Origin of the sequence: Lacisediminihabitans sp., from assembly GCF_036569425.1 — a bacterium.
In the GTDB taxonomy this organism is placed as follows: domain Bacteria; phylum Actinomycetota; class Actinomycetes; order Actinomycetales; family Microbacteriaceae; genus Lacisediminihabitans.
The window spans coordinates 18,478-36,862 of record NZ_DATCQQ010000015.1 but is presented as its reverse complement, the minus strand read 5'-3'; the positions used below and the strand labels follow the sequence as shown (position 1 = coordinate 36,862).

Sequence of the window (18,385 nt, the reverse complement as noted above, 5' to 3'; positions counted from 1 at the left end):
TCAGCCGGCGACGGCGTCGGTGATGGACTCGTACGCGGCCGAGTTGCGCCGCTTGAGGATCGCGGCCTGGATGAGCCCCGCGACGGGAAAGACCACGATCAACCCGAGCAGGATCGCGCTCACCGCCCCGAACACCGGAGCCCCGTCGGCGTTGACGTCGCCGACCAGAAACGGGAAGTTGACGCCGATCACGACGGCGGAACCGACGAGTCCGACGAAACCGAGCGCGGGTGCGACGAGCGTGTTCCAGAGCCGCCGGTCGGTGTTGCTCGTGCGGAAGTACACGATCACCGCGGCCGAGGTGAGCGCCATGAGGATGGCGATCGCGAGCGTCGCCACACCGGAGAACCAGGTGAACACCTGCAGGATCGGGTCGAGTCCAAGCACCGCGAAGACGGCGATCAACACGAGGGCGGTGATGGTCTGGATGAGCGACGACACGTGCGGGGAGAGGTGCCGCGAGTGCACATCGCCGACTCGCGACGGCAGGAGACCGGCGTTCGACATGGAGTGCTGGTAGCGCGAGATCACGTTGTGGAACGACAGCACGCAGGCGAACATGCTCGTGATCAGCAGGGTGTTGAGGATGATCTCGCCCACCGGTCCTAGATAGCGCAGCGTGGTCGTGATCACCATGGTCCCGGGGTTCTTCGCCGCCTCGGCGACGACGTTGGTCGGGCCCCACGCCATCACGAGCGCCCACGAGGCGAGCGTGTAGAACACGCCGACGCCGATCAGCGCGATGTAGGTCGCGCGCGGGATGGTGCGGTCGGGGGTCTTCGCCTCGTCCCGGAAGATCACGGTCGACTCGAAGCCGATGAAGGCGGCGAAGGCGAACATGAGTCCGATGCCGGGCGATCCGGAGAGCACCGCGCTCGGCAGGAACGGTGCCACGGAGAGTCCCTCCCGGCCTCCGGTGGCGACGACGGCGATCACCAGGGCCAGCACGATCCCGACCTCGCAGACCAGCAGCACGCCAAGCACCTTGGAGCTCAGGTCGATGTGTCGGTAGCCGAGCGCACCGACGACGAGGATGATCGCGAGCGAGTAGACCCACCAGGGGATGTCCGGACCGCCAAGCGCCGCGATCGACGCGCCGATCAGATACCCCACATAGCCGTGCACGGCGATCTGGATGGTCGTATAGGTGAGCAGGGCGAGGTAGGCGGCGGACAGCCCGGCCGGCTTTCCGAGGCCATGGCCGACGAAGGTGAAGAAGCCGCCGGGCTTCGGGATGCGCTTCGTCATTGCCACGAGTCCCACCGCGAAGAGCAGCAGGACGACCGCGCACACCGCGAAGAGGGCGGGGAATCCGACCCCGTTGCCCAGCAGGAAGCCGAGCGGAGCGGATCCGCCGATGACGGTCAGGGGGGCGGCGGCGGCGACCACCATGAAGACGATCGAGCCGACCCCGAGCGATCCGGAGAGGCCCGCTCTGGACGCGGGGCTTGCGACATCGGTTCCGGTTGGTTCACGTGTTGTTGTCATGGTGACTCCGTGGGGTGGGAGGGAGACTTCAGGAATCCCCCCATCGTCGCGGTGGTCCGTTGCGTGCCTGTTCCGCCGGCGTAAACATCCGAGCGCGGCAAATGAGACGCACCGGACCGACTGTCTCATTTGGCAAACACACGTTCGAAACACCCTCGACCTCCCCTCGCAACAGCCCGCGGCTAGCCTAAAAAAACCCGATCCAGGAGCCTTCGTGACCGCACTCGAGCGCGCAATAGCCGATCCGCCCTCGGTGAGTGGCGTGCTCGACCGCTCTCCCGTGTCGGGCCTGGCGCGCCGCAGCATCGGATTTCTCGATGTGCTCGCCCAGTCGGTGTCTGCGGTGGCGCCGTCGGCGGCAGCCATCACGTTTCCGTCAATCGTCGCCGCGGTCGCCGGCGACGGCACGTTCTGGGCCGTCGCCGGCGCGATGCTGCTCTCCCTCCTCGTCGCGACTACGGTCAACCAGTTCACCCGGCGGATGTCCGCCACGGGGTCGCTGTACACCTTCGTCTCGAAGGGCCTCGGCACCCTCGCCGGCTTCGCCACCGGACTCGCGATGTTCGTCGGGTACGCCTTCGTCGCGATGTTCTCGCTCACGGGGTGCGGACTGTTCCTCGCGACGCTCCTCGGCACCTTCCTTCCCGCGGTCCAGGACTCGGCGATGCTGGTGAGCGCGTCGATCGTGGCGCTCGCCGCCGTCTGCTTTCTCGTGCTCGCCCGAGGTATCCGCCTGTCGACCCGCGTGACGCTCATCGTCGAGTCCGCCTCGGTGGCGCTCATTCTCGTGCTGACCATCGCGATGATTGCCCGGCAGGGCGGCGGGATCCACTGGCCGGTACTGAGCATCGGCGGCACGAGCCCCCGGCAATTCGCCACTGGCGCGGTGCTCGCCCTCATGGCCTTCGTGGGTTTCGAGAGCGCCTCGACACTCGGTGCGGAGGCACGCAGGCCGTTCGCGAGCATTCCGCGCGCGATCGTCTGGACCGTCGTGGCCTCTGGCGTGCTCTACCTGCTGTCCACCTACAGCCAACTCGTCGGCTTCTCGGCGCTCGGGCGTTCGATCACGAGCAGTTCGTCTCCTGTCAACGCCCTTGCAGACGCCTACGGACTCACCTGGATAGGCCTGTTGCTCGACGCGAGCATCGCCGCCTCGTTCTTCGCCTGCGCCATCGCGTCGACGACGGCGCTCGTGCGGGTCATCTTCTCCATGTCGCGGGACGGACTCGTTCCGGCCGCGCTCGGGCGAACACACCCGAGACTCAAGACGCCTATCGCGGCCGTCGCGGTGGCGGTCCCCGTGCTGGCGATCGTGCCGGTGCTCGCCATTGGGTTCGGTCGCGGCGTCTGGGCGGCGATGGAGGTGCTGCTGGTCGCATCGGCGGCGGGATACATCACCTCGTATGTGCTCGTCTGCGTGGCCGTCGTCGTCTTTCTCCGCCGCATCGGCGAGCTCACGTTCTGGGTGGGAGTTCGCGCGATCGTCGCCGCCGTGCTCCTCGGGGTCGGCCTCGTCGTCTACCTCCTCGATCGCAGCACGAGTGACAGCGCCGCCGGCGTCTGGATCTTCCTCGTCATCATCTCGATCGGAATGATCGCCTATCGTGCCCTCCGGGCTCGACGACCCTGGCTGCGTCACACCATCGGCGTCTACGACGAGACCACCCTGCAGGACCTGCTCGGCGGATCCCCCGGCCCGTCGCCCGACCATGGCATCCCGGGGTCATGAATTTCGCGCCCGAGGGCCTCGCCGAAGTCAGGGCCCGCCAGCCCAAGGCGATCCACAGCGCGCTCGTCGTGCTCGAAGAGGTGGCCCGCTGCGGGCCGGGAGTCACGGCGCGGGAGGTCAGCGAGAACCTCCGCTTTCCCCGCGCCACGACCTATCGGCTCCTGAACCTCCTGGTGCAGGAGGAATACCTTGTTCGCCAGCCCGACCTCAGCGGGTTCGCCCTCGGTCACAAGGTGGTGCAGCTCGCCGGTCTCTCGACCCTCCCCCGCCCGCCCCAGGCCGTGCGCGACCAGCTCGACACGCTGCGCGGAAGCGTTCGCGGGGGCGTGCACCTCGTGCGCTACGACGACGCCCGCCTCGGTGTCGTCGACGCCGATCCCGACTTTCCTTTGAGCAACCCGGCGAGGCTCACGCGCTTCCTCGACGTCTCCGCGATGGGTCGCCTGTTGATGACCGAGCTGCGGGATGCCGGGAACCTGGCCGACTCGGCGACCGAGCAGTCCGGCGCCGAGGTGGCTCGACTCGCCGAAGAGACCCTCTCCCGCGGCTACGCGCTGCAAGTCGGCGAGATAACCCGGGGCTACGGATGCCTCGCCGTTCCCATCCGGGACCGCGCGGGCATGCTGGTTGCCGGGCTATGCCTCTCCGCACCGAAGCCGCTCATCGAGACACCCGGCGAGACTCTGGACGCCCTGCGCTCAAGCTCGGTGCGACTCGCTCCGCTTCTCGCCTGACCGCGGCGGGTAATCCGGCGCTCCGACACCCCTGTGGATGGACCGGGTCGATCGCCCGCCTGGTCGGCGTGCGGGAGAGCGCCTCGCTCGCCGGTCAGGAGACCACTGCGCGCCAGAGGGCGATGAGCTCGGCCCGCGAATAGATGCGCTCCGGACGGATGATGGCGTCGTCGCTCACGTAGTAGAAGACGGCGTCGATCAGCTCCGGCTCGATGCCCTTCCACTCCGCGAAGGCCTGCCGGTAGAGGGCGAGCTGCAGCTGTTTTGCCTCGAGATCCGCGGCATCCCGAGGCGCCTTGCCGGTCTTCCAATCGACGATGCGGTAGCGGTCGCCGACCCGGTAGACCGCGTCGAGCTTGCAGACCACGATCTCCCCCTCGAGGATCAGGTGGATCTCGATCTCGACGCTCTCCGGCTTGAGGGCCGCGAACTCCGACCGCTCGAAGATCTGCCGCAGGCGCTCGAGGCCGTCCGGCTCGGCAAGTTCGCCATCCCCGAAAAATTCGGTCCCGAAAAATTCGGTCCCGTCGAATTCGGTCCCGTCGAGTTCCGTGGACAGCGCGTCGAGCTGCTCGGTCGACCCGTGGACGCCGGAGCGGTGCTCCACCCAGTCGTGGAACACGGTGCCGAGGCTCGTCGCCCTGAACGGCCTCTCCGGCATCGGCCGGCGCAGCGCGGAGGCGACGGCCGACGGGTCGGCCACGAAGTCCTTGAACCGGGATGCCGACACGCGCGTGGGCAGGTCGACGTATTCGGCCGCGTCCAGCCGCCGGCGCCGCTCCTCGAGCAGCAGGTCGAGTTCGCGATCCCAGGAGCCCGCGTGCCCCTGGGCGGAGGCGCGCACCAGGTCGGCCGCTCGTTCGATCGCCGCCCGGCGGCCGCCGAGGGGATCGAGCGGCCAGAGGAAGAGGTTGACGTCGTCACCCAGCGGATTCTCCGCGTGCTCGCTCGCCGGCGGGAGCGGGCCGATCACTCCGGCCTCCGCGAGCGGGACGATGAACGGGCTCGGCGCACGCGGGGTCGTCTGCGTGGACCAGAACGATGCGGTGAGCAGGAGGGAGTGCCGGGCGCGGGTGACGGCGACGTACGCGAGCCGCCGCTCCTCGAGCTCATGCCGGTGCCGCACGGCCGCCTTGAACTCGTCGACCGCGGCCAGGAGTTCCTTGCGGGACGCCGCCGGCTCCCAGTCGAAGCGAGGGAGCTCCGCCGCGTCGCCCCGGAACTCGTATGGCAGGGTGCCGAACGACAACCAGCCGCCGAAGCCCTCGCGCGGCGAGCCGGGAAGTTCGCTCTCGACGAGGCGCGGAATGACCACGATGTCCCACTCGAGCCCCTTCGCCCCGTGGATGGTGAGCAGTTGCACCGTGCCGGCCTCCGCATCCTCGGGGCGGGGCGCGAGCCCGTCGCGCCACTCGGCCTCGCGAAGCCAGGCCAGGAACCCACCGAGGCTCGCCGAGTCGTCGACGGCGAGGTAGCCGCCGAGCGCGTCGAAGAACGCCTCCATGTTGGCGGAGCCGAGCGAGCGGGTCTCGTTCGCCGCGACCTCGATGTCGAGCAGCAGCTCCTGCTCGACCACGGTCACGAAGTCGAGCAGGTCGAGGCTCGCCCGGGCGCGGAGTCGCGCGAGGGTGCGGCCGGCGTCCCGCAGCCTCGTACGTCCCTCCTCGCTGAAGCGGGAGAGGGCAGAATGACCGGGACGGGCGGACGCCAGGAAGTCGATCGCGTCGACGGTCGAGCCGCCCTCGCCCTCGGCGACGGAGGCGCGCAGGCGGTCCTTGAGCTCGGCATCCAGTGGGCGCTGGGCATAGTCCCGGTCGCGCAGCCACGACGCGAGCCGGCTGAGGGCATGCAGGTCGGCCGCCCCGATGCGCCAGCGCGAGCCGGCGAGCAGCCGCACGAGCTGCGATCCGGCGGTCGGATCGTTCACCACGGTGAGCGCGGAGACGAGGTCGGCGATCTCCGGTTCGGCCATGATGCCGCCGATGCCGAGCACGTGGAACGGCACCCCGTGGGCGCGCAGGGCGTCGATGAACACGCCCTGGGTCTTACGGGCGCGGAACAGCATCGCCGCGGTGGGCGGGGTCTCGCCCTGGCGCGTCTCGAGTCTCGCCTTGAGCCAGCGCGCCGCCGCATCCGCCTCCTCCTGCAGCGTCTCCTCCACGATGACCTCGACCGGCAGGTCGCTCGCGTTCGGGCCGGCGTCGAGCCGCTCCACCCCCACCGTCGTCGTCTCGAGCAGCGGCTGCACGAGCGCGTTCGCCACGGAGAGGATGTCCTGGCCGTTGCGCCAGCTCGTGCTGAGCGCGAACTCCCGCACGCTGCCGTCGCCGAACTGCCCGGCGAAGCCCTCCAGGTTCGCGGCGCTCGCGCCCCGCCAGCCGTAGATCGACTGGTTCGGGTCGCCGACGGCCATCACCGCGCGGCCGGCGAAGAGTTCAGCCAGCAGCCAGGTCTGCACGACGCTCGTGTCCTGGTACTCGTCCAGGAGGATCACGCGGTGCCTCTCGCGGATCTCCGCGGCGACCTTCGGCATGCCCCGCGCGATCTCGAGGGCGAGCGACACCTGGTCGGAGTACTCGACGAAGCCCCGCCTGGCCTTGGCCGCGGCGAACTCGCCGGCGAGGTCCACGAGCACCGGAAGCGCCCCGACGGTCTTCGCGAGCGTGACGGCGTCCTCGTAGAGGCCGGTTCCGCCGGTGGGAAGCTCGGCGAGCGCCGCGAATCGGGCGGCCATCGCGGTGACGTCGCCCGGGTCGACAACGTTCTCGCTCAGCTCGTGGCTGAGCGCCAGCACGGCCTTCGTCACCGAGTCGATGCTCTTGCCGAGCCCCGGCAGGCGGTCGTCGGTCGAGGCGACCACGATCGAGCGGGCAAGCTGCCAGGCGGACGCCTCGCCGAGCACCGCCCCGTCGCTCTCCCGGCCGAGCAGCACGGCGTTGTCACGGTAGATGGTGTTAGAGAACGCGTTGTAGGTTGCGACGACTGGCGGGTCGAACTCGTCGTATTCGCCGGGCAGCAGCCCCACCGAGTGGAGTTCGCCGATGCGCTCGCGGATGCGGCTGGAGAGTTCGCCCGCCGCCTTGCGGGTGAAGGTGAGACCCAGCAGCTCGCTCGCCGCGACCTGCCCGTTGGCGAGCAGCCAGAGCACCCGATTGGCCATCGTCTCGGTCTTTCCGCTGCCGGCGCCCGCCACGACGATCGCCGGCTCGAGCGGCGACTCGATCACCCGCCGCTGCTGCTCGGTCGGCTGCGGGCGCCCGAGGGCGTCGGCGATGTCGAAGGCACTCACCGCCACGCGCGCGCCGTCAGTCACTGGACACCGCCCGCACCCGGTGCAGCTTGCGCGACGCGATGTCGAAGCCGCCCCACTCGCTCAGCTCGACCGCTCCCTCGAAGGCGGCCGCGGCCATCCCGAGTGCCGCCTGCCTGATCCGCGCCCGGAAGCCCTCGAGGGCCTCCTCGTCGAGCGGGGCCTGCACACCCTCCTGGTAGAGCTTCTTCTTCTTGCCCTTCTTCACGAAGAGCAGCTTCGCTCCCCCGCCGGAGTGCTCGCCGAGGTCGTCGAGGAACTCGTCGAGCACCCCCTGCGAATAGGCGAGCTGGTAGGCCCCGAGCTGCGGATGCGCGTCGACGACCTGCTGCCGCACGGTGGGGGTGCCCGTCTTGAGGTCCACGATCACCACCGATCCGTCGCTCGAGCGCTCGACCCGGTCGATGGACCCGTTCACCGTCGCGCGGTCGATCCGCAGGCTGAAGCGTCCCTCGGCGGCGACGAGCGACTTGCCGTCGCGCTCGAAGTCGGCGAGGTAGTCCGCGACACCGGCGGCGAGGATGCGCGCGGCAGAACGCTGCTGCTCCGCAAACCACGGCGACTCGAAGTAGAGTTCGCTCCAGCGCTGCTCGATGGCGCGCCAGACGGTGTCGACGCTCGAGTCGGTCGCGGTCTCCATGGCCCAGTGCACGATCGTGCCGAGGCCCATCGCCGTGCTCGATTGGGTGCCGGAGACGGTGTCGATGAACCAGTCGAGCGGTGACTGCTCGAACGCGTCCAGTTTCGACGGGGAGACCGGCACGGTGTCGTCCCCGTCGAAGAGCGGTTCGGTGGTCGACGGCTCGAGCAGGCCGTGCCACTCCGCCGGGTTCGCGCCGGGCACCCGCTCCTCGGCGAGCCGCGCGAGCGCGGAGGCCGCGGCCGCCCGCTCGGGCGCGGTGCGCCGCTCCTGCACGAGCTCGCGCCGAAGCCGTCCGGTGAGCGCCCGCAGCGAGAGCGGTCGCACCGTCGCCGCATCGACCACCGGCGTGCCGGGCGGCGCGAGCGCGAAGAGCACGCTCGCGGCGTCGTCCTCGTTCGACACGGCGGCGAGGATCACCTGCCGGCGGGCGCGGGACACGGCGAGCGCGAACATCCGCAGCTCGTCATCCCGCACCTGGCGCCGCTCGTCGATCACTACGTCGTCGAGCCCCGTCATCACCCGCACGAGGTCCTGCGGGTTGAGCAGGGACCCGCGCAGCCGGAGGTTCGGCCAGACTCCCTCCTGCAGGGCGGCGATCACGACCACGTCCACCTCGAGGCCGACCGCGCCGGAGGGCGTCGTCACGAGCACCGCCTCCGCGGCGGACTGGGGAGACAGGGTGTCTTCCGGCACCTCGGCGTCGAGCACGTCGTCGAGGAAGACGCTCGGGCTCGTGCCAGGTCGACGCTCGGTGAATCGCCTCGCCGAGGTGAAGAGGGCGACGATTCCGTCGAGGTTGCGGTTGGCCTCCGCGGCCGTGATGCCGGCGCTCGTCGCCTGCGCGAACCAGTCGTCGGCGAGGCCGCTGCGGTGCCAGGCGAGCCAGAGGAGCTCCTCGACGGTGCCGCCGTCGGCGGCGAGCGCCCCGACGGCGCCGAGGGTGGCCGAGAGCCGCTCGGCGTTGCGGCCCACCCGGTGGTCGATGGTGGCGAACCGGCCTGGGGAGCCGAGCCCATCCACGAGCAGGTCGTCGCTCGCCCGGTTGCCGCCGCCGGCGAGTTCCTCGGCCCGCAGCGCGAGCCGCAGGCGGCGCAGCGCGAGATGGTCGAGTCCCCCGAACGGCCCGAGGAGAAGTTCGGCGGCGAGGGGCGCCGTGAGCGGGGTACGTCCGATGGCGACGTCTACGACGGACAGCAGGCTGCGCGCGGCGTGGTCGTCGCGCAGGGCGCGCCCGCCGACCGCGGTGCGGGTGGGAACCTCGTTGAGCGCGAGGGCACGCGCGATTACGGGCACGAGAGCGCCGCTGCGCACGACGACCGCCATGCCAGACAGCGGGATGCCGCCGATGAGATGGTGCTCCCTCAACTGCCGGGCGATCGCCGCCCACTGCCTCGCCTGGCTCGTCGCCGTGATCCTGAGCACCGGGGAGCAGCGGGCCGAGGAGCTGCGGGCCGAGGAGCTGCGGGCCGCGCCGCCTTGTGCCGCGCCGCCGGCAACGGCCGCGCGCTGGCCGACCGCCCCGGCCGTGCCGATGCGTTCGGTGACCCGCGCGGTGAACTCGCGCAGGGTCGCGCCCTGGCGGTGCGCCGTGCCCAGGGTGATGGTGATGAGGTCAGGCACGCCGAGCACGCTGCCGAGCCGGCCCAGGGCATCCGGCTCGCCGCCGCGGAACGCGTTCGTCGCGACATCCGGATCGCCGAACGCGACGATCGAGACGCCACGCGCCACGAGCGCGGCGAGCAGGGAGATCGTGGACGTGGTGGCCTCCTGGAGGTCGTCGACCACCACGAGGCGAAGACCGGCGACGCGCTCGCCGGCCTCGCCCCGGCCGAGGGCGGCGATCGCGAACTGCACGAGCTCGGCCGAGTCGAGCTGGCCGGGCCGTGAGCTGCTCACCACGGAGAGGTAGTCGGAGATGAAGGCGGCAGCGGCCACCCACTCCGGGTGCCCGGTGTCCGCGCCGAGACTCGCGAGGCGCTGGGGCGTCACCCCATATTCCGTTGCGCGCATGATGAGCTCGCGGAGTTCCGTGCGGAAGGCGCGGAGGCGGCGCACGTCCTCATCGAGGGGAGGCGGCCAGGCCGGCGCGGCGCCGTCCTCGATCTGGCCCTCCAGCAGCTGGCCGATGTCCGCATCCTGCTCGCCGCCGGTGACGAGCCTCGGCGGCGCCACGCCGGCCGAGGCCGCGGCCGCGCCGACGATCTCGAAGGCGAGCGAGTTGACGGTGCGCGCGAGCGGGCCGTTGGTGGGCACGCCGAGCCGCAGCGCGAGCCGGTCACGCAGCGCGGTCGCCGTCGTTCGGCTGGACGTGAGCACGACGACCTGCTCCGCACTCCAGCCACGGTCGAGCACCCGATCGGCCACGAGTTCGACCAGGGTCGTGGTCTTGCCGGTGCCCGGCGCCCCGATCACCGCGGCCGATGCGCCGTCGGCGAGCTGCAGCACCGCACGCTGGGCGGCATCCGGAACGAGACGGTTCGATGCGAAATCCGCTCGGGAATCCACGACGGCCGCCCGCCGAAAACCCTTGATCCCCATGCCCACAACCTAACGGCGGGCACCGACATCGGCACGCACGGCACGGGCGGTTCCGCTCCAAGAGAACGGCGCGCGGGGCGCACCCGGTTGTGTCGTAATCTGGGCACGTGGACATTCGAATCGGAATCATCAACAGCCCTCGTGAGATTAACTTCGAGTCGTCGCAGTCGTCGAAGGAGATCCAGGCGGTAGTCTCGTCGGCCCTCGACTCCGGCGCGAAATACTTCACCCTCACCGATGTGCGGGGTTCGGTCTACGTCGTGCCGCTCGAGTCGTTCGGCTACCTCGAGATCGGCTCGGAGGAGTCCCGGCGCGTCGGCTTCGTCGCCTGACCATGGAGCTACTCTTCGTCATCCTGGGCGGAGCCCTCATCGGCCTCGGTCTGCGCTACGCGTTCCCGGGCCGTGAGGCGCACGGAGCGGCGCTGATCCCCGCGATCGGCGCGGCGTCGGCGTCCGCCATCTGGGCGGCGCTCACCTGGGCCGGCTGGAAGTTCGACGGCGGGTGGATCTGGGTCGTGAGCCTGGTGCTCGCCGCCGCGCTCAGCGCGATGCTCGCCGTGACGATCTCTCGTCGACGCCGGAACGCGGATGCCGAGATGCTCGCGACGCTCAGTCGCGCCTGACCACGACGCACCGACGCCGACGCACTGACGCCGGTGCACTGGCCGCAGCCCGGCCCGCTACGCCGTGAGGCCGATGGCGTCCATGCGCCGGGTGTGCGCAGCGATGAGCTCGGTGAACACCGGTTCGAGCCGTGCCTCATCAGGACGACCGTTCGCGGCGAGAGACGACCGCGCCACCAACAGCGTGTCGCCCACGAGTCTCCGGCCCCACAGGGCGAGACGCGAGGCGAGCCGCGGGTTGGCCTCGATCGCCGAACGCAACTCGACGACGATGATCTCGTGGCCGTCGTCTCCGCCGAGTATGGCCGCGATGCGCTCCGAGGCGTCGGCGGGCAGTCCGCCGGCGAGCTGGCGGGCGAAGTCGTTGAGCAGCCCGGCGGTGATGTAACTCGTGACGAGCGTCTCGTACCAGTCGGCGCCGGCGGTGACGCGCACGTAGTTGTCGATGGCCGCCACGTACGGCTGCATCGTCGGGCCGGGCTGGGCGCCCTGGCGCACGATCTCGGCCGTGAGCCCGTGGTGTTTGGCGAGCGAGAGCCCGGCGACCCGGCTCATCGCCTCCTTCGAGGCGATCGAGGGCGCGGTGGCCACGGCGAGGCTGAGCGTTTCGAAGATCACGAGTTGGAGGTACGCGGCCTGGCCGAGGTAGGAAATGAGGTCGGGAGTCAGCTCCTCGAGGTCCACCCGGTTGACGGAGTCGCTCGACGAGCGACGCGTGCCCGGGCGGGCGGCGTCGTTGCGTCTCAAGCGACGACCGAACAGTTTGACCACGCGCATAGCCTATCGGCGCGGCGCCCGACAGGCCGCCGGGGCCGGGGAATCCGGCTAACCGGTGAATGGCGGCTAAACTAGTGGTAATGCCTCCCATTTCTGGTGGAGGCTCCGCACGCCCCAGGTCAAAGCGGGCGTAGCCGCTTTAGAACAGGGCATCACTCATTACAACTTTCTCAGATCCCATTACTTTCACAACGCTCGGTATCGACCAGGACATGGTCGACGCTCTTGCCACCAAGGGCATCATCGAACCCTTCCCGATCCAGGTGCAGACGATCCCGATGGGACTCGCCGGCCAGGACATCATCGGTCAGGCCAAGACCGGAACGGGCAAGACGCTCGGCTTCGGTCTCCCCCTCCTCCAGTCCCTCGGCCTCAACCCCGAGCCCGGCGTCAAGGCTCTCGTCGTCGTTCCGACCCGCGAGCTGTGCGTGCAGGTTGCCGAAGACCTCGTGCTCGCGGCATCCAATCGCGGCACCCAGGTCGCCGCCATCTACGGCGGCAAGGCATACGAGGGCCAGGTCGAGCAGCTCAAGGCCGGCGCGCAGGTGGTCGTCGGCACGCCCGGTCGCCTCCTCGACCTCGCGAGCCAGCGCATGCTGTCGCTCAAGGACGTCAAGGTCATGGTGCTCGACGAGGCAGACAAGATGCTCGACCTCGGCTTCCTCTCGGACATCGAGAAGCTCTTCGCCCAGACCTCCCCCACCCGGCACACCATGCTGTTCTCCGCGACGATGCCCGGCCCGATCGTCGCGCTCGCGCGTCGCTTCATGAACCGGCCCATCCACATTCGCGCGACGGATCCGGATGAGGGCCGCACCCAGGCCAACATCAAGCACGTCGTCTACCGCGCCCACTCGATGGACAAGGACGAGGTCATCGCCCGCATCCTGCAGGCCGAGGGCCGGGGCAAGACCGTCGTCTTCACCCGCACCAAGCGTGCGGCGGCCAAACTGGTCGAGGAGCTCAACGACCGCGGCTTCAACGCCGCCGCCGTGCACGGCGACCTCAACCAGGAGCAGCGCGAGCGGGCCATGGCCGCCTTCAAGGCGGGCAAGAAAGACATCCTCATCGCCACGGATGTCGCGGCCCGCGGCATCGACGTGAACGACGTGACCCACGTGATCAACCACACCATCCCGGACGACGACGACACCTACCTGCACCGCGCCGGCCGCACCGGCCGCGCGGGCAAGACCGGCATCGCCGTCACCTTCGTGGACTGGGACGACATGCACAAGTGGGCGGCCATCAACAAGGCGCTCGACATGGGCCAGCCGGAGCCGGTCGAGACCTACTCGTCGTCGCCGCACCTCTTTACCGACCTCGACATCCCGGAGGGCACCAAGGGGCGACTCGCCTCGGCGGGCCCCGTGCGTCCCCGCGAGCCGCGCCCGACCGACGGCGACCGTGGAGGCCGTTCCGGCGGTGGCCGCGATGGCGGAGGAGACCGCGGCCGCGGTGCCGACCGCGGTGGACGTTCCGGCGGGGCACGCCCGGCCACGGGCTCGGGCGGACGCCCGCCGCGCGAACGCGCCGAGGGCTCGACCGACGTCGTGCGCGAGAGCGCCGAGGGCGGCGGAACGCACGACGGCACGTCGCCGACGCGTCGCCGGCGCACCCGGTCGCGCCGCGGAGGAACCGGCAACACGCCGCCGCCCGCCGCCTAACCCAGGTACGGAGCCGACCCGGTTCCCGACGCCACGATGCGCGCCAGCGCCTCCGGCTCTGTCGTGTTCTCGGCGAGCCGGTTGGGCTTGCCCTCGCCGTGGTAGTCGCTCGAACCGGTGACGACGAGGTCGTATTTCGCGGCGAGCTCGAACAGGCGTTCCTTGCCGTCGTCGGTGTTGTCCCGATGGTGGATCTCGAGACCGAACAGGCCGGCGTCCACCAGTTCGGCGATCGCCCGCTCCTCGATCACGCGATAACGACCGTGGGTGGCCGGATGCGCCAGCACCGGCACCCCGCCGGCCGCGATGATCAGGCGCACGCCGTCGAGCGGCGACGGCGCGTAGTACTTCTCGTAGTAGCCGCTCTGCCAGTGCAGGATGCTCTCGAACGCGGCGCTGCGGGTGGTGACGTGCCCCTTCGCCACGAGCGCATCGGCGATGTGCGGCCTGCCGAGGGTGCCGCCGTCCACCGACTGTGCCAGCACGTCGGCCCAGGTGATGTCATAGTCGACGGCGATGCGCTCGACGATGCGCTCGGCGCGGTGGGCCCGACCGTCGCGGATGCGCGCGGTCTCCCGGAGGATGCTCGCGTCATCCGGATCGAACAGGTAGGCGAGCATGTGCACGCTCGCCGGGCCGTAGTTCGTGCTCAGCTCCATGCCCGGAATCACCGTCAGGCCGGTTCCGGATGCCGCGGCAAACGCCTCCCGCCAGCCGGCCGTCGAATCGTGGTCGGTGATCGCGACCGTTCCGAGGCCGGCGGCAACGGCCGCGTCGACAAGTTCCGTGGGGGTCTCGGTGCCGTCGGAGACGCTGCTGTGGGTGTGCAGGTCGATCGGTCCGGGCATCCTGCAACTCTATTGTCGTTCGTTCGGGTCTCAGCCCCGATAGGGCGTCGTTCCGGTGCCCGCCGCGACGATGCGGTCGAGCACCTCTCGCGTCGTCGTGTTCTCGCCGAGGCGATTCGGCTTGCCCTCGCCGTGATAGTCGCTCGAACCGGTGATGGCGAGGTCGAACTCCTCGGCGAGTTCGAAGAGCCGCTGCTTGCCACTCTCGGTGTTCTCCCGGTGGTGGATCTCCAGCCCGAACAGCCCGGCCTCGACGAGGATGGCGATCTTGTCTTCTGGAATCACGTTCTCCCGCCCTCGGGTCCCGGGGTGCGCGAGCACCGGCACGCCGCCGGCCGCGACCACGAGGCGCACCGCGTCGAGCGGGTCCGGCGCGTAGTGCGGCTCGAAGTAGCCGCTTCGCGGGTGCAGGATGCTCTCGAACGCGGCGCTGCGGTTGGGCACGTGGCCCTTCGCCACCAGAGCGTCCGCGATGTGCGGGCGGCCGACGGTCGCGCCTTCGGTGGTCTGAGCGAGCACGTCCTCCCACTCCAGGTCGTAGTCTGCCGAGAGCCGTTGCACGATGCTCTCGGCGCGCGTGAGCCGTGCGTCCCTGATTCGCCCGGTCTCGACGATGATCCCGCCATCGAGGGGATTGAAGAGGTAGGCCAGCAGGTGCACACTGCGCCAGCCGTGCCGCGTGCTGAGTTCCATGCCGGGGATCACGGTGAGGCCGGTGCCCGCGGCGGCCGCGCACGCCGCCTGCCAGCCCGCCGTCGAGTCGTGGTCGGTGATCGCCACGGTGTCGAGACCCGCCGCGATCGCCGCCCGCACCAGCTGGGCTGGGGTCTCCGTGCCGTCGGAGACGCTGCTGTGGGTGTGCAGGTCGATCAGACCGGACATTCTGCAACTCTAGGCCAGTGCCGCGCACGGCAGGCGGCCGGGGCGGCCGGGGCGGCCGGCGCCAGCGGTTAGGGTGAAAGTCCATGTTTCGTCGAGTCCTCGCAGCCGCGCTGCTCCTGGTGCTCGCCGTCGTGCTGCTCATCGCCGCCTGGCCGCAGCTCTTCGGCCTCCAGCGCACCACCGGGCTGGCCCAGTTGATCTCGTTCCGCGGGGCGATGGTCGTCGCGGCCGTCGGCACGATGGTCGTGGTCGGCGTGGCCGCCGCCCTCAACCGGCCGTTTCGGCGGCTCGGCGCCTCCGTGGTTCTGCTCCTCAGCGTGTTCGTGCTCGTCACCGTGGCCGTGCTCGGCTCCCGCGGCTTCGGCAATGAGACATTCGCCGCGAAGTCGAAGTCCGACCTCACCGTTGTGTCGTGGAACACCCTCGGCGGCTCCCCCGGCGCCGCCACGATCGCGAAACTCGCGCTCGACTCCGACGCGGACATCGTGAGCCTGCCGGAGACGACGAAGTCAACGACGGATGCCGTGGCGGCGCTCCTCAAAGCCGGCGGGCGGCCGATGTCGGTGCACACCATCACGTTCGACCGTAACTACGAGTCGCGGTCCACCTCCGTTCTCGTGAGCGAAGACCTCGGCGAGTACCACCTCGACAAGACCGCCGGCTCGACCTCGACGGTACCGACGGTGGTGATCCTGCCGAACGACGGCCGCGGCCCGACGATCATCGCTGTGCACCCCATCGCGCCGGTAGAGGGCGAGATGCGAAATTGGCGCAGCGACCTCCGCTGGCTGAGCGGTGCGTGCGACTCGAAGAACGTGATCATGGCCGGCGACTTCAACGCCACGATCGATCACCTCGCCGGTTTCGTCGACGAGCGGGGAAAGACACTCGGCGGCTGCGCGGACGCCGGCGTGCAGAGCGGCAACGGCGCGGTGGGCACCTGGCCGACCTCGATTCCCGCCCTGGCCGGCGCCCCGATCGACCATGTCATGGCCACGGCGAACTGGAGGGTGACCGGCATGCGGGTGGTGACGGACCTGGACGGCAAGGGAAGCGATCACCGGCCGATCGTGGTGCAGTTGCACGCCGTCGGCTGACCCGAGAGAGAATGGGGTCATGGCTGACGACAGGGCCGAGGCTCCCCGCGCAACGACAAACCGCTCGACCGTGCCGGTTTCGAGCACGTTCAAGGACTACATCTCGAGCAAGTGGGCGGAGAGGTCCGAACCGACGCCGCCCGCCCGCGAACAGGCGGCTTACGCCGCTGCACGCCGGGCCGCGATCTCCGGCCTGTACCCCGGCAAGTGCCTCATCATCCCCGCCGGGGCGGCGAAGGTGCGGTCGAACGACACCGACTACGCGTACCGCGCCCACTCCGCGTTCGCGCACCTCACCGGCTGGGGCAGGGACTCCGTTCCCGGCAGTGTGCTCGTGCTTGAGCCGACGGCGAGCGGCCACGACGCCACCCTGTACTTTCGCAAGGCCGCCGGGCGCGACTCGGACGAGTTCTACGCCAACCCGGACATCGGCGAATTCTGGACCGGCCCCCGGCCCTCGCTCGCCCACGTCGCGAGCGACCTCGGCCTTGCCACGGCATCCCTCGATGAGCTCGACCGGGTGCTCGACGCCGTCGACGCGAGCACGGTCATCGTGCGCGACGGCGATCGTGATCTCACCGACCAGGTGGACGGTCGTCGCCTGCTCGTGGCGGAATCCGAGGCGCTCGAAACGGATGCCGACGCCGATCTCGCCCGCGACCTGTCTGAGCTGCGGCTCGTCAAGGACGCCTACGAGATCGACCAGATGCGCAAAGCCGTTGCCGCCACCCGAGCCGGATTCGACGACGTGATCGCCGACCGGCCGGCGATCGTCGCCCACCCGCGGGGCGAGCGCCTCGTCGAGGGCACATTCAACCGGCGCGCCCGCGCCGAGGGCAATGCCGTCGGCTACGACACCATCGCCGCGAGCGGGCCGCACGCGTGCATCCTGCACTGGACCCGCAACGATGGCCCCGTCGTGCCGGGCGACCTCATCCTCATGGACGCCGGAATCGAACTCGACAGCTACTACACGGCTGACATCACCAGGACCCTTCCGATCAACGGTGTCTTCGGGCCCACGCAGCGCCGCGTGTACGAGGCGGTGCTCGAGGCGGCGGATGCGGCCTTCGCGATCGTGAGGCCGGGCATCCGGTTCCGCGAGATCCACGCGACGGCGATGGAGGTCATCGCCCGGCGCACCGCCGAGTGGGGCCTGCTTCCGGTGAGCGCGGAGGAGTCGGTGAAGCCGGAGAACCAGTTCCACCGGCGCTACATGGTGCACGGCACGAGCCACCACCTCGGGATCGACGTGCACGACTGCGCCCAGGCCAGGCGCGACCTCTACCTCGACGGCGTCCTCGAGGCCGGAATGGTCTTCACGATCGAACCCGGCCTGTACTTCCAGCCGGACGACCTGACCGTGCCGGAGGAGTTCCGGGGCATCGGCGTGCGCGTCGAGGACAACATCCTCGTGACGCCGTCCGGCGCCGAGAACCTGTCGATCGGCATCCCCCGCACCGCGGATGACGTGGAGGCGTGGCTGCGCTGACCCTGCGGCCGCCGGCGCGCCCGACTCCCGGGCGCGGGAAGCATGACTAGTGCGTGTCTGGCCGCGACAGCACGTCCTGCGCCTTGATGGTGAGGGACGGGTCGATGATGATTTCGTACTTGCTCGCGAGCACCTGGTGGGTGGACGTGAAGTCCCTGGTCCGACGGTTGATCGCGTAGGTGACGATGCCGAACAACGCGCCGAATCCCGCCCCGATGATCACCGCGGCGAACACGTACTGGAACACGGCGGTGGTCGCCGTGAAGGTGAGCAGCACGCCGAAGAAGAGTCCGAACCACGCGCCGCTCGCCGCGCCGGCGCCGGCGGCCTTGCCCCAGGTGAGTTTGCCGGTCACGCGCTCGACGGTCTTGAGGTCGCTCCCCACGATCGCCACCTTCTTCACCTCGAAGTCGGCCCTGGCCAGACGGTCGACGGCTGCCTGCGCCTCGAAGTACGTGTCGTAGGTTCCGAGCACGTCCCCCTTGGGGAGCGTCGGTACGAGGCGGCCGCGAGAGGTGAGGGGGCTTTGGTTGGTCATGGCCTCATTATCCTCTC

Annotated in this window: 14 protein-coding genes; 7 read left to right on the top strand and 7 right to left on the bottom strand. The window is 70.0% G+C overall.

Features of this window, described 5'->3' with window-relative positions; translation table 11 throughout:
- Positions 1-1,488 carry an APC family permease gene (locus tag VIM54_RS02000; protein ID WP_331898731.1) on the bottom strand — a complete coding sequence of 496 codons (1,488 nt, stop codon included), beginning with the start codon at positions 1,486-1,488 and terminating at the stop codon, positions 1-3.
- A gap of 214 nt (positions 1,489-1,702) precedes the next feature.
- Here VIM54_RS02000 and VIM54_RS01995 point away from each other — a divergent pair, with 214 nt between their 5' ends.
- Entirely contained in the window at positions 1,703-3,217 is a 1,515-nt protein-coding gene (locus VIM54_RS01995) for an APC family permease (protein WP_331898729.1), read from the top strand.
- A complete protein-coding gene (locus tag VIM54_RS01990) occupies positions 3,214-3,951 on the top strand; it encodes an IclR family transcriptional regulator (protein WP_331898728.1) in 738 nt (245 codons plus the stop codon). Before VIM54_RS01995 ends, VIM54_RS01990 begins: the two co-directional genes overlap by 4 nt.
- A gap of 94 nt (positions 3,952-4,045) precedes the next feature.
- Here VIM54_RS01990 and VIM54_RS01985 read toward each other — a convergent pair whose 3' ends face one another.
- On the bottom strand, positions 4,046-7,264 hold the full coding sequence (locus tag VIM54_RS01985; RefSeq protein WP_331898726.1) for an ATP-dependent DNA helicase: 3,219 nt from the start codon (positions 7,262-7,264) through the stop codon (positions 4,046-4,048).
- Complete coding sequence (locus VIM54_RS01980) at positions 7,257-10,442, bottom strand: PD-(D/E)XK nuclease family protein (RefSeq protein WP_331898724.1); 3,186 nt, start codon at positions 10,440-10,442, stop codon at positions 7,257-7,259. The genes VIM54_RS01985 and VIM54_RS01980 overlap by 8 nt, the downstream gene beginning before the upstream one ends.
- Positions 10,443-10,549: 107 nt before the next feature.
- On the opposite strand from VIM54_RS01980, the gene VIM54_RS01975 reads away from it, so the two are divergent.
- Positions 10,550-10,774 (top strand): DUF3107 domain-containing protein, encoded by a 225-nt coding sequence (locus VIM54_RS01975; RefSeq protein ID WP_331898722.1) that lies wholly within the window; start codon positions 10,550-10,552, stop codon positions 10,772-10,774.
- A gap of 2 nt (positions 10,775-10,776) precedes the next feature.
- A complete protein-coding gene (locus tag VIM54_RS01970; protein WP_331898720.1) occupies positions 10,777-11,067 on the top strand; it encodes a hypothetical protein in 291 nt (96 codons plus the stop codon).
- Positions 11,068-11,124: 57 nt separating this feature from the next.
- Here VIM54_RS01970 and VIM54_RS01965 read toward each other — a convergent pair whose 3' ends face one another.
- Positions 11,125-11,844: a ferritin-like fold-containing protein gene (locus tag VIM54_RS01965; protein ID WP_414673154.1), complete on the bottom strand. Its 720-nt coding sequence runs from the start codon at positions 11,842-11,844 to the stop codon at positions 11,125-11,127.
- A 179-nt stretch (positions 11,845-12,023) separates the two neighbouring features.
- Between VIM54_RS01965 and VIM54_RS01960 the strand changes: the two genes are divergently transcribed.
- The gene (locus VIM54_RS01960) at positions 12,024-13,511 is read left to right on the top strand and encodes a DEAD/DEAH box helicase (protein ID WP_331898747.1); all 1,488 of its coding nucleotides are present in this window, start codon (positions 12,024-12,026) and stop codon (positions 13,509-13,511) included.
- Here VIM54_RS01960 and VIM54_RS01955 read toward each other — a convergent pair.
- Positions 13,508-14,359, bottom strand: coding sequence for a PHP domain-containing protein (locus tag VIM54_RS01955; protein WP_331898717.1), 852 nt, complete (start codon positions 14,357-14,359; stop codon positions 13,508-13,510). The genes VIM54_RS01960 and VIM54_RS01955 overlap by 4 nt on opposite strands.
- 30 nt (positions 14,360-14,389) lie before the next feature.
- Positions 14,390-15,241, bottom strand: coding sequence for a PHP domain-containing protein (locus tag VIM54_RS01950; protein ID WP_331898715.1), 852 nt, complete (start codon positions 15,239-15,241; stop codon positions 14,390-14,392).
- Between the two features lie 83 nt (positions 15,242-15,324).
- On the opposite strand from VIM54_RS01950, the gene VIM54_RS01945 reads away from it, so the two are divergent.
- Together VIM54_RS01945 and VIM54_RS01940 are read left to right on the top strand one after the other, a co-directional pair.
- Positions 15,325-16,338, top strand: coding sequence for an endonuclease/exonuclease/phosphatase family protein (locus VIM54_RS01945; RefSeq protein WP_331898714.1), 1,014 nt, complete (start codon positions 15,325-15,327; stop codon positions 16,336-16,338).
- Positions 16,339-16,357: 19 nt separating this feature from the next.
- Positions 16,358-17,830 carry an aminopeptidase P family protein gene (locus tag VIM54_RS01940; RefSeq protein WP_331898713.1) on the top strand — a complete coding sequence of 491 codons (1,473 nt, stop codon included), beginning with the start codon at positions 16,358-16,360 and terminating at the stop codon, positions 17,828-17,830.
- A 46-nt stretch (positions 17,831-17,876) separates the two neighbouring features.
- Here the strand turns inward: VIM54_RS01940 and VIM54_RS01935 are convergent, their stop codons facing one another.
- Positions 17,877-18,368 carry a general stress protein gene (locus VIM54_RS01935; protein ID WP_331898712.1) on the bottom strand — a complete coding sequence of 164 codons (492 nt, stop codon included), beginning with the start codon at positions 18,366-18,368 and terminating at the stop codon, positions 17,877-17,879.
- Positions 18,369-18,385: the final 17 nt, after the last annotated feature.